The organism is Klebsiella quasipneumoniae subsp. quasipneumoniae (genome assembly GCF_020525925.1).
In the GTDB taxonomy this organism is placed as follows: domain Bacteria; phylum Pseudomonadota; class Gammaproteobacteria; order Enterobacterales; family Enterobacteriaceae; genus Klebsiella; species Klebsiella quasipneumoniae.
The window spans coordinates 5181675-5196535 of the sequence record NZ_CP084876.1 but is presented as its reverse complement, the minus strand read 5'-3'; the positions used below and the strand labels follow the sequence as shown (position 1 = coordinate 5196535).

At 56.5% G+C, this 14861-nt stretch carries 11 protein-coding genes, 2 tRNA genes, 1 rRNA gene and 1 riboswitch; of the genes, 11 read left to right on the top strand and 3 right to left on the bottom strand.

Annotated elements, in window-relative coordinates:
* Window positions 1-123: 123 nt before the first annotated feature.
* A complete protein-coding gene (gene argE, locus LGM20_RS24860; protein ID WP_023291537.1) occupies window positions 124-1275 on the bottom strand; it encodes an acetylornithine deacetylase in 1152 nt (383 codons plus the stop codon).
* Between the two features lie 113 nt (window positions 1276-1388).
* Here argE and argC point away from each other — a divergent pair, with 113 nt between their 5' ends.
* From argC to oxyR, 4 genes are all read left to right on the top strand, one after another.
* Window positions 1389-2393, top strand: coding sequence for an N-acetyl-gamma-glutamyl-phosphate reductase (argC, locus tag LGM20_RS24855; RefSeq protein ID WP_044520934.1), 1005 nt, complete (start codon window positions 1389-1391; stop codon window positions 2391-2393).
* A gap of 6 nt (window positions 2394-2399) precedes the next feature.
* Window positions 2400-3176: an acetylglutamate kinase gene (gene argB / locus LGM20_RS24850; protein WP_085955164.1), complete on the top strand. Its 777-nt coding sequence runs from the start codon at window positions 2400-2402 to the stop codon at window positions 3174-3176.
* Window positions 3177-3276: 100 nt separating this feature from the next.
* Window positions 3277-4650, top strand: coding sequence for an argininosuccinate lyase (gene argH, locus LGM20_RS24845; RefSeq protein ID WP_044520936.1), 1374 nt, complete (start codon window positions 3277-3279; stop codon window positions 4648-4650).
* Between the two features lie 260 nt (window positions 4651-4910).
* Window positions 4911-5828, top strand: coding sequence for a DNA-binding transcriptional regulator OxyR (oxyR, locus tag LGM20_RS24840; RefSeq protein WP_002883015.1), 918 nt, complete (start codon window positions 4911-4913; stop codon window positions 5826-5828).
* On the opposite strand, the gene sthA is transcribed toward oxyR, so the two are convergent.
* Window positions 5811-7211: a Si-specific NAD(P)(+) transhydrogenase gene (gene sthA, locus LGM20_RS24835; RefSeq protein ID WP_002883016.1), complete on the bottom strand. Its 1401-nt coding sequence runs from the start codon at window positions 7209-7211 to the stop codon at window positions 5811-5813. The two genes, oxyR and sthA, sit on opposite strands and share 18 nt — an antisense overlap.
* Before the next feature lie 196 nt (window positions 7212-7407).
* Here sthA and fabR point away from each other — a divergent pair, with 196 nt between their 5' ends.
* Together fabR and LGM20_RS24825 are read left to right on the top strand one after the other, a co-directional pair.
* A complete protein-coding gene (fabR, locus tag LGM20_RS24830; RefSeq protein ID WP_004151856.1) occupies window positions 7408-8043 on the top strand; it encodes an HTH-type transcriptional repressor FabR in 636 nt (211 codons plus the stop codon).
* A 15-nt stretch (window positions 8044-8058) separates the two neighbouring features.
* Window positions 8059-8418, top strand: coding sequence for a YijD family membrane protein (locus LGM20_RS24825; protein WP_004203691.1), 360 nt, complete (start codon window positions 8059-8061; stop codon window positions 8416-8418).
* Window positions 8419-8468: 50 nt separating this feature from the next.
* Here the strand turns inward: LGM20_RS24825 and trmA are convergent, their stop codons facing one another.
* Window positions 8469-9569, bottom strand: coding sequence for a tRNA (uridine(54)-C5)-methyltransferase TrmA (gene trmA / locus LGM20_RS24820; RefSeq protein WP_044520942.1), 1101 nt, complete (start codon window positions 9567-9569; stop codon window positions 8469-8471).
* 114 nt (window positions 9570-9683) lie between these two features.
* Window positions 9684-9870, top strand: a riboswitch (cobalamin riboswitch).
* A gap of 65 nt (window positions 9871-9935) precedes the next feature.
* Here trmA and btuB point away from each other — a divergent pair.
* The 5 genes from btuB (at window position 9936) to LGM20_RS24795 (ending at window position 14765) form a co-directional block, all read left to right on the top strand.
* Window positions 9936-11774, top strand: a complete 1839-nt coding sequence (gene btuB / locus LGM20_RS24815; RefSeq protein ID WP_032454489.1) for a TonB-dependent vitamin B12 receptor BtuB — start codon at window positions 9936-9938, stop codon at window positions 11772-11774.
* Complete coding sequence (gene murI, locus LGM20_RS24810; protein WP_044520945.1) at window positions 11719-12570, top strand: glutamate racemase; 852 nt, start codon at window positions 11719-11721, stop codon at window positions 12568-12570. The genes btuB and murI overlap by 56 nt, the downstream gene beginning before the upstream one ends.
* A gap of 396 nt (window positions 12571-12966) precedes the next feature.
* Window positions 12967-14506: ribosomal RNA gene (locus LGM20_RS24805) — 16S ribosomal RNA — on the top strand.
* Window positions 14507-14576: 70 nt separating this feature from the next.
* Window positions 14577-14653: transfer RNA gene (locus tag LGM20_RS24800), tRNA-Ile, on the top strand.
* Between the two features lie 36 nt (window positions 14654-14689).
* A tRNA-Ala gene (locus tag LGM20_RS24795) sits at window positions 14690-14765 on the top strand.
* Window positions 14766-14861 lie beyond the last annotated feature (96 nt).

The following is a 14861-nucleotide window of genomic DNA, read 5'->3' as shown; positions in this document are numbered from 1 at the left end:
ACGAGTAAATACCCGTAATTTGCGAAATTTAACTCAGGGGGCGCTGGATAAGCATCGCTTATGGAAATGTGACGATCGTCACCGTTCCGCCCCGGGAGAGCGGGGCGGAAAAAGAGGGCGATTTTAGTGCCAGCAGAAGTGGTGAACCACCTGGCTAATCAGCTCCCGCGTCGGCTTGATAAAGCGCGTCTCCAGAAACTCGTCAGGCTGATGGGCCTGATTGATCGAGCCCGGGCCGAGAACCAGCGTTGGGCACAGCGTCTGGATAAACGGCGCTTCGGTACAGTAGTTCACCACGTCGGTCTGGGCGCCAAGCAGTTTCTCAACCACCTGCACCAGCTTATGGTCCGGCGGGCACTCGTAGCCGGGGATCGGCGGATGCAGCTCCGAGACCGTCAGGCGGCCCGGCCAGCGTTCGCTGACCGGGGCCAGCGCCTCGTCCAGCAGACCATTGAGGTCGTTGAGGGTCATCCCCGGCAACGGGCGGATGTCCATATGCAGTTCACAGCAGGCGCAGATACGGTTTGAGGCATCGCCGCCATGGATGGCGCCGAGGTTGAGGGTCGGGTAAGGGACCGTGAACGCCTCGAAGTGGTAGCGCTCTTTTAGCAAATCGCGCAGCTGCATAATCCGACCGATGGCGTCGTGCATCAGCTCGATCGCGTTGACCCCGCGCGCCGGATCGCTGGAGTGGCCGGACTGGCCCTGAATACGGATCGCGTTGGACATATGTCCTTTATGGGCGCGGATCGGCTGCAGGGAGGTGGGCTCGCCGATGATGGCGCAGTCGGGGCGCAGCCGGGTGGTTTCGGCAAAATAGCGCGCGCCGGCCATGCTGGTCTCTTCGTCGGCGGTGGCCAGAATATACAGCGGTTTTTTCAGCGTGGTGACGTCGACATCGCGCAGGGCGTCGAGAATAAAGGCGAAGAAGCCTTTCATATCGGCCGTGCCGAGGCCGTAGAGCTTGTTATCGTGTTCGGTAAGGGTGAACGGATCGCGCGTCCAGCGGCCGTCATCGAACGGCACGGTATCGGTATGCCCGGCGAGCAGCAGGCCGCCGGCGCCGTGTCCGGTGCTGGCCAGCAGGTTGAATTTATGGCGCGTATCCGGCACCGGCTGTACCTCGACATTAAAGCCGAGATCGCGGAACCAGCCGGCCAGCAAATTGATTAAAGACTCATTGCTCTGATCGAGAGCCTCTTCGGTCGCGCTGATGGACGGTGTGGCGATCAACGCGCGGTAAATCTCGATAAAGGGCGGTAAATTGTTTTTCATTGTTGACACACCTTGGGTCGTGATAGTATCAATATTCATGCATTTATTGTGAATAAAAATACAATATCGTTGAGCGTAAGAAAACCCATCGAATGTAAGGAGATGCGCTTCCAATGTTAAATACGCTGATTGTGGGTGCCAGTGGTTATGCCGGCGCAGAGCTGGTGACCTATATCAATCGTCATCCGCATATGAACATAACCGCTTTGGCGGTCTCCGCGCAAAGCAATGATGCGGGAAAATTAATTTCCGACCTGCATCCGCAGCTCAAAGGCATTGTCGATATGCCGCTGCAGCCGATGTCCGATATCAGCGAATTCAGCGCTGGCGTGGACGTGGTGTTTCTCGCCACCGCGCACGAAGTGAGTCACGATCTGGCGCCGCAGTTCCTTGCCGCCGGCTGCGTGGTGTTCGATCTCTCCGGTGCCTTCCGCGTTAACGATGGGGCGTTCTACGAAAAATATTATGGTTTCACTCATCAGCATCCCGACCTGCTCAAACAGGCGGTGTATGGTCTGGCGGAGTGGAGCGCGGATGCGCTTAAAGAAGCGCAGTTAATCGCGGTGCCTGGCTGCTACCCGACGGCGGCGCAGCTGTCGCTGAAGCCGCTGATTGATGCCAGTCTGCTGGATCTCAACCAGTGGCCAGTGATCAACGCCACCAGCGGGGTGAGCGGCGCGGGACGCAAAGCCGCGATCGGCAACAGCTTCTGTGAAGTCAGCCTGCAGCCATACGGCATCTTTAACCATCGTCATCAGCCGGAGATTGCCAGCCACCTCGGAGCGAAGGTGATTTTTACCCCGCATCTGGGTAATTTTAAGCGCGGCATTCTGGAAACCATTACCTGCCGCCTGAAGCCGGGCGTTGGCCATGCGCAGATCGCGGCGGTTTACCAGCAGGCTTACGCCGATAAACCGCTGGTACGTTTATATGATAAAGGCGTGCCCGCATTGAAAAGCGTCGAAGGTCTGCCATTCTGTGATATCGGTTTTGCCGTGCAGGACGACCATCTCATCGTCGTCGCGGCAGAAGATAACCTGCTGAAAGGCGCCGCAGCGCAGGCGGTGCAGTGCGCGAATATTCGTTTCGGCTTCGCTGAGACGCAGTCTCTTATTTAAGGTGTGATGATGAACCCATTAATTATCAAACTCGGCGGCGTATTACTCGATAGCGAAGAAGCGCTGGAGCGTCTGTTTACCGCGCTGGTCAATTACCGTGAAGCGCACCAGCGTCCGCTGATTATCGTCCATGGCGGCGGCTGCGTGGTGGATGAGCTGATGAAGCAGCTCAACCTGCCGGTGCAGAAGAAAAATGGTCTGCGGGTGACGCCGGCTGAGCAAATCGACATCATCACCGGCGCGCTGGCGGGAACCGCCAACAAGACGCTGCTGGCGTGGGCGAAAAAGCACGGTCTGGCCTCTGTCGGCCTGTTCCTCGGCGATGGCGATAGCGTGAAGGTGACACAGCTGGATGCTGAGCTGGGCCATGTCGGGCTGGCGCAGCCGGGCTCTCCGACGCTGATCAACACCCTGCTGGCGGGCGGTTACCTGCCGGTGGTGAGCTCTATCGGCGTGACCGACGAGGGCCAGCTGATGAACGTCAATGCTGACCAGGCGGCGACGGCGCTGGCGGCTACTCTGGGGGCGGATCTGATCCTGCTGTCTGACGTCAGCGGTATCCTCGACGGTAAAGGGCAGCGTATTGCCGAGATGACCGCCGAGAAAGCGGAGCAGCTGATCGAGCAGGGGATTATCACTGACGGCATGATTGTCAAAGTGAATGCGGCCCTCGACGCGGCGCGTGCTCTGGGCCGTCCGGTGGATATCGCCTCCTGGCGTCACGCCGAGCAGCTGCCGGCGTTGTTTAACGGCACGCCTATCGGCACACGTATTCTGGCTTAAGATTTCATGCCCGGCGGCGCGTTGTCTGCCGGGCTTACAAGACCGTAGGCCGGGGAGGCACAACGCCACCGGCGGAACTAACGAATAAAGGAAGCATGTTATGGCACTTTGGGGCGGGCGTTTTACACAGGCAGCAGATCAACGGTTCAAACAGTTCAACGACTCGTTGCGCTTCGACTATCGTCTGGCGGAGCAGGATATCGTTGGCTCTGTCGCCTGGTCGAAAGCGCTGGTAACGGTCGGCGTTCTGAGTGCCGATGAACAACAGCAGCTGGAAGAAGCGCTGAACGTGCTACTGGAAGAGGTGCGCGCCAATCCGCAGCAAATCCTCGCCAGCGATGCTGAAGATATTCACAGCTGGGTGGAAGGCAAACTGATCGACAAAGTGGGTCAGTTGGGCAAGAAACTGCATACCGGCCGCAGCCGTAACGACCAGGTCGCTACCGATCTTAAACTGTGGTGCAAAGATACCGTTGTCGAACTGCTGTCGGCGAACCGCCAGCTGCAGAGCGCGCTGGTGGAGACGGCCCAGCAGAACCAGGACGCGGTGATGCCGGGGTACACCCACCTGCAGCGCGCCCAACCGGTGACGTTCGCGCACTGGTGTCTGGCCTATGTCGAAATGCTGGCGCGCGATGAAAGCCGCCTGCAGGACGCGCTGAAGCGCCTCGACGTTAGCCCGCTGGGCTGCGGCGCGCTGGCGGGAACGGCGTATGAAATCGACCGCGAGCAGCTGGCCGGCTGGCTGGGCTTTGCCTCCGCCACCCGCAACAGCCTCGACAGCGTGTCCGACCGCGACCATGTTCTGGAGCTGCTTTCCGATGCCTCTATCGGCATGGTCCATCTGTCGCGCTTTGCGGAAGATCTGATTTTCTTTAACTCCGGCGAAGCGAATTTCGTCGAGCTTTCCGACCGCGTAACCTCAGGCTCCTCGCTGATGCCGCAGAAGAAAAACCCGGATGCCCTGGAGCTTATCCGTGGCAAATGCGGCCGCGTGCAGGGCGCGCTGACCGGCATGATGATGACCCTGAAAGGGCTGCCGCTGGCCTACAACAAAGATATGCAGGAAGATAAAGAGGGACTTTTCGACGCTCTGGATACCTGGCTCGACTGCCTGCATATGGCGACCCTGGTGCTGGATGGTATCCAGGTGAAACGTCCGCGCTGTGCGGAAGCGGCGCAGCAGGGCTATGCTAACGCCACTGAGCTGGCGGATTATCTGGTGGCGAAAGGCGTACCGTTCCGCGAGGCGCACCATATTGTCGGTGAAGCGGTGGTGGAAGCCATTGCGCAAGGGAAACCGCTGGAAGCGCTGGCCCTGGCCGACCTGCAGAAATTCAGCCCGGTGATTGCGGACGATGTTTATCCGATTCTGTCGCTGCAGTCCTGCCTTGATAAACGCGCGGCAAAAGGCGGCGTCTCGCCGCAGCAGGTGGCGCAGGCTATCGACGAGGCGAAGGCCCGTCTGAGCTAATCCACAGATATCTGCCTTCCCTGACCCGGCCGAGTCCAGCGACGCCGGGTTTTTTATGCAAAAAAAAAAGCGGACGCAAGGTCCGCAAAAGTTCACGTTGGCTTTAGTTGTTCGGGTAGAGAAACAGTGTGACGGGTCAGTGGTTTTCACAGGTTCACCGTCTTTATGGGCGTATTATTGAACAGAAAACTTGATAGGGATAATCGTTCGTTGCTATGCTATCTATCGCCATGGACTATCGTGGCGATGGAGGATGAATAATGAATATTCGCGATCTTGAATACCTGGTAGCGCTCGCCGAACACCGCCACTTCCGGCGGGCGGCTGACTCATGCCATGTGAGCCAACCGACGCTCAGCGGACAGATCCGCAAGCTGGAGGATGAGCTTGGCGTCATGCTGCTGGAGCGCACCAGCCGTAAGGTTCTGTTTACCCAGGCGGGGCTGTTGCTGGTGGATCAGGCGCGTACCGTGTTACGCGAAGTAAAAGTGCTCAAGGAGATGGCAAGCCAACAAGGGGAAACCATGTCCGGGCCGCTGCATATCGGCTTGATCCCGACAATTGGCCCGTACCTGCTACCGCACATCATTCCGATGCTGCATCAGACCTTCCCGAAGCTGGAAATGTATCTGCACGAAGCGCAGACCCATCAGCTGCTGGCTCAGCTCGACAGCGGTAAGCTCGACTGCGCCATCCTGGCGCTGGTCAAAGAGAGCGAGGCCTTTATCGAGGTGCCGCTGTTCGATGAGCCGATGATGCTGGCTATCTATGAAGATCATCCGTGGGCAAACCGCGACCGGGTGCCGATGTCGGATCTGGCCGGTGAAAAGCTGCTGATGCTGGAGGATGGCCACTGCCTGCGCGATCAGGCGATGGGCTTCTGCTTTGAAGCGGGGGCGGATGAGGATACCCACTTCCGCGCGACCAGCCTGGAAACGCTGCGCAATATGGTGGCGGCAGGCAGCGGTATTACCCTGCTGCCTGCGCTGGCAGTGCCGCAAGAAAGAAAACGCGATGGCGTGGTCTACCTGCCGTGCATTAAGCCAGAGCCAAGACGCACCATCGGTCTGGTTTACCGTCCGGGCTCACCGCTGCGCAGCCGCTATGAACATCTGGCGGAGGCCATCCGCGGCACGATGGATGGCCATTTCGACAAGGCGTTAAAACAGGCGGTTTAAGCCGTTCAGCGCGGCAACCCGGTACGCTTCCGCCATGGTCGGGTAGTTAAAGGTGGTGTTGACGAAGTACTCAATGGTGTTACCACCACCTTTCTGCTCCATGATCGCCTGGCCGATGTGAATGATTTCGGCTGCGCGTTCGCCAAAGCAGTGAATGCCGAGGATCTCCTTGGTTTCCCGGTGGAACAGGATCTTCAGGGTTCCCACGCTCATGCCAACGATTTGCGCCCGCGCCAGGTGTTTAAACTGAGCGCGACCCACCTCATACGGCACTTTCATCGCCGTCAGCTGCTGCTCGGTTTTCCCGACGGAGCTGATTTCCGGAATGGTGTAGATCCCGGTCGGGATATCTTCAATCAGATGCGCTGAGGCTTCGCCTTTCACCAGCGCCTGGGCGGCAATGCGTCCTTGATCGTACGCCGCGGAGGCGAGGCTCGGATAGCCGATGACATCCCCAACCGCATAGATGTGCGGAAGGGCGGTCTGGTACATGCTGTTGACCTTCAGCTGGCCGCGACTGTCGGTCTGCAGTCCGATGTTTTCCAGCGCCAGAGTGTCGGTATTGCCGGTGCGGCCGTTGGCGTACAGCAGGCAGTCCGCTTTGAGCTTTTTCCCGGATTTCAGATGCATGATGACGCCGTCATCAACGCCTTCAATCTTTTCGTACTCCTCGTTGTGGCGAATGACCACGCCGCTGTTCCAGAAGTGATAGGAGAGCGAATCTGACATCTCCTGATCGAGGAAGGCCAGCAGACGATCGCGGGTGTTGATCAGATCGACCTTCACCTCCATGCCGCGGAAGATCGACGCATATTCACAACCGATTACCCCGGCGCCGTAAATGATCACATGGCGCGGCTCATGCTGCAGGCTGAGAATCGAATCGCTGTCATAGATGCGCGGGTGGTGGAAATCGACATCCGCCGGATGATAGGGGCGAGATCCGCAGGCGATAACGAATTTCTCCGCGGTCACCGTCTCGACCGTGCCGTCATGGCACTCCAGCGCCAGAGTATGCTCATCAACGAAGTGGGCATTGCCCTGCAGAATTTCACAGTGGTTGCGCTCATAGAATCCCTGGCGCATATGAGTCTGCTGGTTGATGACGCTGTCGGCATGGTTAAGGATGTCGGCGAAAGAAGAGCGAAGAAGGCGGGAGTGGTCGCTGTAGAGGGGGTTTTGGTTAAACTCGATAATACGGCTGACGGCATGGCGGAGGGCTTTCGACGGGATGGTGCCCCAGTGGGTGCAACCGCCGCCGACATTATGGTAGCGCTCGATGACGGCAACGCGTGCTCCCTGTTTCACCAGTCCCATGGCGGCGCCTTCGCCGCCAGGACCGGAACCAATCACTATTGCATCATAATCCCAAGAGTGTGACATGGCATTACTCACCTGTTTTATACATAAAATAAACACGATGATAACATTCGCTGCGCTTTAACCCAATTATCGTTGTGCTTTTTTGCGGCATAAAAGCAGAAACGGCTCGTAAACAATCATTCACAATCCAGGGCAAACCGATTAGTTTTAATCTCTGGTATAGTGCCAGCAGGGCTATTGGAAGGATTCATACATCGTGATGGGCGTAAGAGCACAACAAAAAGAAAAAACCCGCCGTTCGCTGGTGGAAGCGGCATTCAGCCAACTTAGCGCTGAGCGGAGTTTCGCCAGCCTGAGCTTGCGTGAAGTGGCGCGGGAAGCAGGGATCGCGCCGACGTCCTTTTATCGTCATTTTCGCGATGTCGATGAGTTAGGCCTGACGATGGTCGATGAGAGCGGACTGATGCTGCGCCAGCTGATGCGCCAGGCGCGCCAGCGGATTGCCAAAGGCGGCAGCGTGATCCGCACCTCGGTCTCGACCTTTATGGAGTTTATCGGTAACAACCCGAACGCTTTCCGCCTGCTGCTGCGCGAGCGCTCGGGAACGTCTGCGGCGTTTCGCGCCGCCGTCGCACGCGAAATCCAGCATTTTATTGCGGAACTCGCCGACTATTTAGAACTCGAAAACCATATGCCGCGCGCCTTTACCGAAGCGCAGGCTGAAGCTATGGTCACCATCGTTTTTAGCGCTGGCGCGGAAGCGCTGGATGTCGGCCCTGAACAGCGCCGACAGCTGGAAGAACGGTTGGTACTGCAGCTCAGAATGATCTCTAAAGGCGCGTATTACTGGTATCGCCGTGAACAAGAAAAAATGTCACATCATTCCGAATAACGTGAAGGACGAGCAATGAAACACTCAGTTCAAGATAAAGGTACGCTGCTGCTGGCGCTGATTGCCGGGTTATCTATTAATGGCGCCTTTGCGGCGCTGTTCAGTTCGATAGTTCCGTTTTCCGTCTTCCCCATCTTATCCCTGCTGCTGACGGTCTACTGTCTGCATCAGCGCTATCAGAATCGCAGTATGCCCGTCGGGCTACCGGGCCTGGCCGCCGCCTTTTTTATTCTCGGGGTGCTGTTGTACAGCACCGTCGTGCGTGCGGAGTACCCGGATATCGGCTCTAACTTCTTCCCGGCCGTTCTGTCCGTCGCGATGGTCTTCTGGATTGGCTACAAGATGCGTAACCGCAAAAATACCGCCGCCGAATAAGCCGCCAGTGATAAAAAACCGGCAATATGACGTTGCCGGTTTTTTTTGGCCTATTTCCGGGTCAGCAGAACGCCGCACTCCATGTGATGGGTATACGGGAACTGGTCGAACAGCGCCAGCCGGGTAATGTTGTGCGTCTGGCTTAGCGTTTCCAGATTACGGCACAGCGTTTCCGGGTTGCACGAAATGTACAGTATGCGCGGATAGGCCTGCACCATTTTCTCCGTTTCACTGTCCAGCCCGCTACGCGGCGGATCGACGAAAATAGTCTCGCACTGATAGCTTTGCAGATCGATACCCTGCAGCCGGTTGAACTCACGCACGCCGTTCATCGCCTGAGTAAACTCTTCAGCCGCCATGCGGATAATCTGCACGTTGTCGATATGGTTGGCGGCGATGTTGTACTGCGCCGCCGCCACCGACGGTTTGGCGATTTCGGTGGCCAGTACGCGATCGAAATTACGCGCCAGCGCCAGCGAGAAGTTACCGTTGCCGCAGTACAATTCCAGCAGGTCGCCGGTCGCCCCTTTGGTGACATCCAGCGCCCACTCCAGCATCTGAATGTTCATGGCCGCGTTCGGTTGGGTAAAGCTGTTTTCCACCTGACGGTAGATCATCTCCCGACCGCCAACCGGCAGGCGTTCATCTATATAATCCTGATCGAGCTCGATTTTAGTTTTAGTCGCCCGACCAATCAGATGCACATTGAGCCCCTGGGCTCGCAGGGCGTCACGCAGCGCCTCCGCTTGCTCACGCCAGGCATCATCGAGCTTTTTATGATACAGCAGCGAGACGACCGCCTGGTTGCTGAGGGTGGTCAGATAGTCAATCTGAAACAGCTTATGGCGCAGCACGGGATTGTTGCGCACGCCCTCCAGCATGGCGGTCATCAGCTGATTGATGAGCGCGCTGGCGGCCGGGAAGCTGTCAACGCGAATCCGCGACCGGGTCTGCTGATCGAAAATAATATGGTACAGGTCGTCGCCATCGTGCCACAGACGGAACTCGGCGCGCATACGGTAGTGGCTGACCGGCGAACGAAACACTTCCGGAACCGGCGCGGCAAAAGGCGCCATCATGGTTTGCAAACGGACGACTTTTTCTGCCAGCTGCGCTTCGTATTGTTCGGTAGGAAGGTGTTCGGGGGTCATGATGTATCCTGAATAAAATAAGTACGCGGGGATTGTAGGGAAAGCGCCGGGGATGTCCAGCCTCGAATGCCGCGGGAAATATAATTAGCAGTCTGGACATCTATATGTTTCTGATTGTAGCATTCGCCTACCGGTCCTGTGAGTTAAAAGGGAACCCAGTGGAAATCTGGGGCTGACGCGCAGCGGTAAGGAAGGTGAGAAATGAGCGCACTCGGTGCAGACACTGCGGTTAGCCGTGGGAAGTCATTATTTCTTGAAACAGCCTCCAAGCCCGAAGACCTGCCGGAATACGTCGCACTGGGTTTTATCGTCGCGAGCAACTGATAAAACCTGCGGCATCCTTTTTCTGTTTCGGATGCTTTTACAATGATTAAAAAAGCTTCGCTGATGACGGCCTTATCCGTCACGGCATTTTCCGGCTGGGCGCAGGACAGCAATTCAGACACGTTGGTGGTGACAGCAAACCGTTTTCAACAGCCGGTCAATACCGTGCTGGCGCCGACCGATATAGTGACGCGCGATGACATCGACCGCTGGCAGTCCAAAGATTTAAACGATGTCATGCGTCGTCTTCCCGGGGTCGATATTGCCCGCAACGGCGGCATGGGGCAGAGCGCTTCGCTGTATGTTCGGGGGACGGAGGCTCGCCACGTGCTGGTGCTGATCGACGGCGTGCCGATGGCGCGTCCGGGGATCTCCAACGGCGTGGATATCAGTCAGATCCCTATCTCTCTGGTCCAGCGGGTGGAATACATTCGCGGCCCGCGCTCCGCGGTGTACGGCTCCGGGGCGATCGGCGGGGTGGTGAACATCATCACCATGACCGATGCTGAGCGTTCGCAGATCAACGCCGGCGCGGGAACGAACGGCTATCAGTCCTACGATGGCGCCTTTAACAAGCGGTTTGGCGATACGCTGGTTACCGCTGCCGGCGCCTATCAGACCACCAAAGGGTTTAACGTCCAGCCGAACTCCTCTTATAGCGGCGACAGCGATCGCGACGGCTACCGCAATAAAATGCTATGGGGCGGGGTACAGCATCAGTTCGATGACAACTTCTCGGGGTTCTTCCGCGGCTATGGTTATTCCGCCAATGCTGACTATGACCAGGGTAACTGGGGCTACGCAGGTGGAAACGATGAAGATCAGTCCTATACCCAATCCTGGGACACCGGTCTGCACTACCATTCCGGAATTTACTCCTCCCAGCTGATTGCGAACTATCAGCGTATTAAAGATTACAACTACAGCAGCGACGCTGGCCGCTATGCCGCGGGCACCACCCTGGATGATATGGAACAACGCTATATCCAATGGGGAAATAATGTTGTGGTGGGCCATGGCGCAGTGAGCGGTGGCGTAGACTGGAAACAGGAGAAGCTGAAATCCAGCGGAACGACCAGTACCGACGTGTATAAGCGCGATACCACCGGTCTTTATCTGACGGGCCAGCAGCAGATTGACAGCGTGACGCTGGAAGCTTCCGGCCGTGAGGATCATGACGAGCAGTTTGGCTGGCACGGTACCTGGCAGACGGCGGCAGGCTGGGAATTTATCGAGGGTTATCGGACAACGCTCTCGTACGGTACAGGATTCCTCGCCCCCTCCCTCGGACAGCAGTACGGCGCGGAACGTTTTGGCATCGCCTCTAACCCGAACCTGAAGCCAGAGGAGTCGAAGCAGTGGGAAGCGGGCCTCGAAGGGTTGACGGGGCCGGTCGACTGGCGTCTCTCCGCGTATCGCTATGAGATTCAAAACCTCATCGATTACGACAACAACGCCTATTACAACGTCAAGTCTGCGACGATCAAGGGGCTGGAGTGGACGGGGAATGTCACCACAGGGCCGGTGGAGCACCATCTGACGCTGCAGTATGTTGACCCTCGCGATGATGAAACTAACAAGATCCTCTATCGCCGGGCGAAGCAGCAGGTGAAATACGAGCTGAACGGCCAGGTCTACGATCTGGGGTGGGATGTGACGTATCACTACATCGGCAAGCGCTACGATTATGATTACGACAACTCGCGTACCGTCAATATGGGTGGGTTGAGCCTCTGGGATGTCGGTTTATCGTATCCCGTCACCTCACACCTGACAGTTCGTGGTAAAATAGCCAACCTGTTCGATAAAGATTACGAGACAGTTTATGGCTACCAATCTGCAGGACGGGAATACACCTTGTCTGGCAGCTACACCTTCTGATCCACGTCCCACCGTGCTGGTGTTTGATTCCGGCGTCGGTGGGTTGTCGGTTTATAATGAGATTCGGCAGCTGCTGCCGAATCTGCATTACATCTATGCTTTCGATAACGTTGCCTTCCCCTATGGCGAGAAGAGCGAGGCGTTTATCGTTGAGCGCGTTGTGGAAATCGTCACCGCTGTCCAGCAGCGTTATCCCCTGGCGCTGGCGGTGATCGCCTGCAATACCGCCAGTACCGTCTCCCTGCCTGCTCTGCGTGAAAAGTTCGCCTTCCCCGTTGTCGGCGTGGTGCCGGCGATTAAGCCCGCCGCCCGCTTAACGGCGAACGGCATTGTCGGCCTGCTGGCGACGCGCGGCACCGTAAAGCGTCCTTATACCCGTGAGCTGATCGACCGCTTTGCCAATGAATGTCGGATTGAAATGCTGGGGTCGGCGGAGCTGGTGGAGCTGGCGGAAGCGAAGCTGCACGGCGAGCCTGTGCCGTTAGAAGAACTGCGCCGTATCCTGCGCCCGTGGCTGCGGATGCAGGAGCCGCCGGATACGGTGGTGCTGGGCTGCACCCACTTTCCTCTTTTACAGGAGGAGCTGCAGCGCGTCCTGCCCGAGGGCACGCGGCTGATCGATTCCGGCGCGGCGATTGCCCGTCGCACCGCCTGGCTGTTAGAGCATGAAGCGCCGGATGCGAAGTCCAGCGACGAGAATAAAGCATTCTGCATGGCGTTGACGGCAGAAACGGAACAACTTTTACCCGTTTTGCATCGCTATGGCTTCTCGACGCTGGAAAAATTACCGCTTTAACGGCGTTTTGCACAAAAAAGAGACGGTTGAATAATTTTTTGAAAACAGGGCTTGTCAACGTCTCAGAACTCCCTATAATGCGCCTCCACTGACACGGAACAACGGCAAGCAAGCCGCCGGGTCAGCAGGGTTTCGGCGATGAAGTTCAGCGCTGAAAACCGACAGAGAAAAGCAAAATAAGGGCTTGACTCTGAATGAGGAAAACGTATTATACGGGACCTCGCAACGGTGAGCTGAAAGCCGCGTTGCAACTGCTCTTTAACAATTTATCAGACAATCTGTGTGGGCACTCAAAGTGACATGGATTCTTAACGTCCTCGGACGAAAAATGAATACCAAGTCTCAAGAGTGAACACGTAATTCATTACGAAGTTTAATTCTTTGAGCATCAAACTTAAATTGAAGAGTTTGATCATGGCTCAGATTGAACGCTGGCGGCAGGCCTAACACATGCAAGTCGAGCGGTAGCACAGAGAGCTTGCTCTCGGGTGACGAGCGGCGGACGGGTGAGTAATGTCTGGGAAACTGCCTGATGGAGGGGGATAACTACTGGAAACGGTAGCTAATACCGCATAACGTCGCAAGACCAAAGTGGGGGACCTTCGGGCCTCATGCCATCAGATGTGCCCAGATGGGATTAGCTAGTAGGTGGGGTAACGGCTCACCTAGGCGACGATCCCTAGCTGGTCTGAGAGGATGACCAGCCACACTGGAACTGAGACACGGTCCAGACTCCTACGGGAGGCAGCAGTGGGGAATATTGCACAATGGGCGCAAGCCTGATGCAGCCATGCCGCGTGTGTGAAGAAGGCCTTCGGGTTGTAAAGCACTTTCAGCGGGGAGGAAGGCGATAAGGTTAATAACCTTGTCGATTGACGTTACCCGCAGAAGAAGCACCGGCTAACTCCGTGCCAGCAGCCGCGGTAATACGGAGGGTGCAAGCGTTAATCGGAATTACTGGGCGTAAAGCGCACGCAGGCGGTCTGTCAAGTCGGATGTGAAATCCCCGGGCTCAACCTGGGAACTGCATTCGAAACTGGCAGGCTAGAGTCTTGTAGAGGGGGGTAGAATTCCAGGTGTAGCGGTGAAATGCGTAGAGATCTGGAGGAATACCGGTGGCGAAGGCGGCCCCCTGGACAAAGACTGACGCTCAGGTGCGAAAGCGTGGGGAGCAAACAGGATTAGATACCCTGGTAGTCCACGCCGTAAACGATGTCGATTTGGAGGTTGTGCCCTTGAGGCGTGGCTTCCGGAGCTAACGCGTTAAATCGACCGCCTGGGGAGTACGGCCGCAAGGTTAAAACTCAAATGAATTGACGGGGGCCCGCACAAGCGGTGGAGCATGTGGTTTAATTCGATGCAACGCGAAGAACCTTACCTGGTCTTGACATCCACAGAACTTAGCAGAGATGCTTTGGTGCCTTCGGGAACTGTGAGACAGGTGCTGCATGGCTGTCGTCAGCTCGTGTTGTGAAATGTTGGGTTAAGTCCCGCAACGAGCGCAACCCTTATCCTTTGTTGCCAGCGGTTAGGCCGGGAACTCAAAGGAGACTGCCAGTGATAAACTGGAGGAAGGTGGGGATGACGTCAAGTCATCATGGCCCTTACGACCAGGGCTACACACGTGCTACAATGGCATATACAAAGAGAAGCGACCTCGCGAGAGCAAGCGGACCTCATAAAGTATGTCGTAGTCCGGATTGGAGTCTGCAACTCGACTCCATGAAGTCGGAATCGCTAGTAATCGTAGATCAGAATGCTACGGTGAATACGTTCCCGGGCCTTGTACACACCGCCCGTCACACCATGGGAGTGGGTTGCAAAAGAAGTAGGTAGCTTAACCTTCGGGAGGGCGCTTACCACTTTGTGATTCATGACTGGGGTGAAGTCGTAACAAGGTAACCGTAGGGGAACCTGCGGTTGGATCACCTCCTTACCTTAAAGAACCTGCCTTTGTAGTGCTCACACAGATTGTCTGATGAAAAACAGCAGTAAAAAACCTCTACAGGCTTGTAGCTCAGGTGGTTAGAGCGCACCCCTGATAAGGGTGAGGTCGGTGGTTCAAGTCCACTCAGGCCTACCAAATTTGCGAAGCAAATTTGAAGAGGTTGCAAACGATGGGGCTATAGCTCAGCTGGGAGAGCGCCTGCTTTGCACGCAGGAGGTCTGCGGTTCGATCCCGCATAGCTCCACCATCTTTACTGCGAACACAAGAAAACTTCAGAGTGAACCTGAAAAGGTGCACTGCGAAGTTTTGCTCTTTAAAAATCTGGATCAAGCTGAAAATTGAA

Coding starts and splice junctions, on each gene's coding strand:
- argE (WP_023291537.1), bottom strand. CDS start 1,275: ATGAAAAACAATTTACCGCCCTTTATCGAGATTTACCGCGCGTTGATC.
- argC (WP_044520934.1), top strand. CDS start 1,389: ATGTTAAATACGCTGATTGTGGGTGCCAGTGGTTATGCCGGCGCAGAG.
- argB (WP_085955164.1), top strand. CDS start 2,400: ATGATGAACCCATTAATTATCAAACTCGGCGGCGTATTACTCGATAGC.
- argH (WP_044520936.1), top strand. CDS start 3,277: ATGGCACTTTGGGGCGGGCGTTTTACACAGGCAGCAGATCAACGGTTC.
- oxyR (WP_002883015.1), top strand. CDS start 4,911: ATGAATATTCGCGATCTTGAATACCTGGTAGCGCTCGCCGAACACCGC.
- sthA (WP_002883016.1), bottom strand. CDS start 7,211: ATGTCACACTCTTGGGATTATGATGCAATAGTGATTGGTTCCGGTCCT.
- LGM20_RS24825 (WP_004203691.1), top strand. CDS start 8,059: ATGAAACACTCAGTTCAAGATAAAGGTACGCTGCTGCTGGCGCTGATT.
- trmA (WP_044520942.1), bottom strand. CDS start 9,569: ATGACCCCCGAACACCTTCCTACCGAACAATACGAAGCGCAGCTGGCA.
- btuB (WP_032454489.1), top strand. CDS start 9,936: ATGATTAAAAAAGCTTCGCTGATGACGGCCTTATCCGTCACGGCATTT.
- murI (WP_044520945.1), top strand. CDS start 11,719: ATGGCTACCAATCTGCAGGACGGGAATACACCTTGTCTGGCAGCTACA.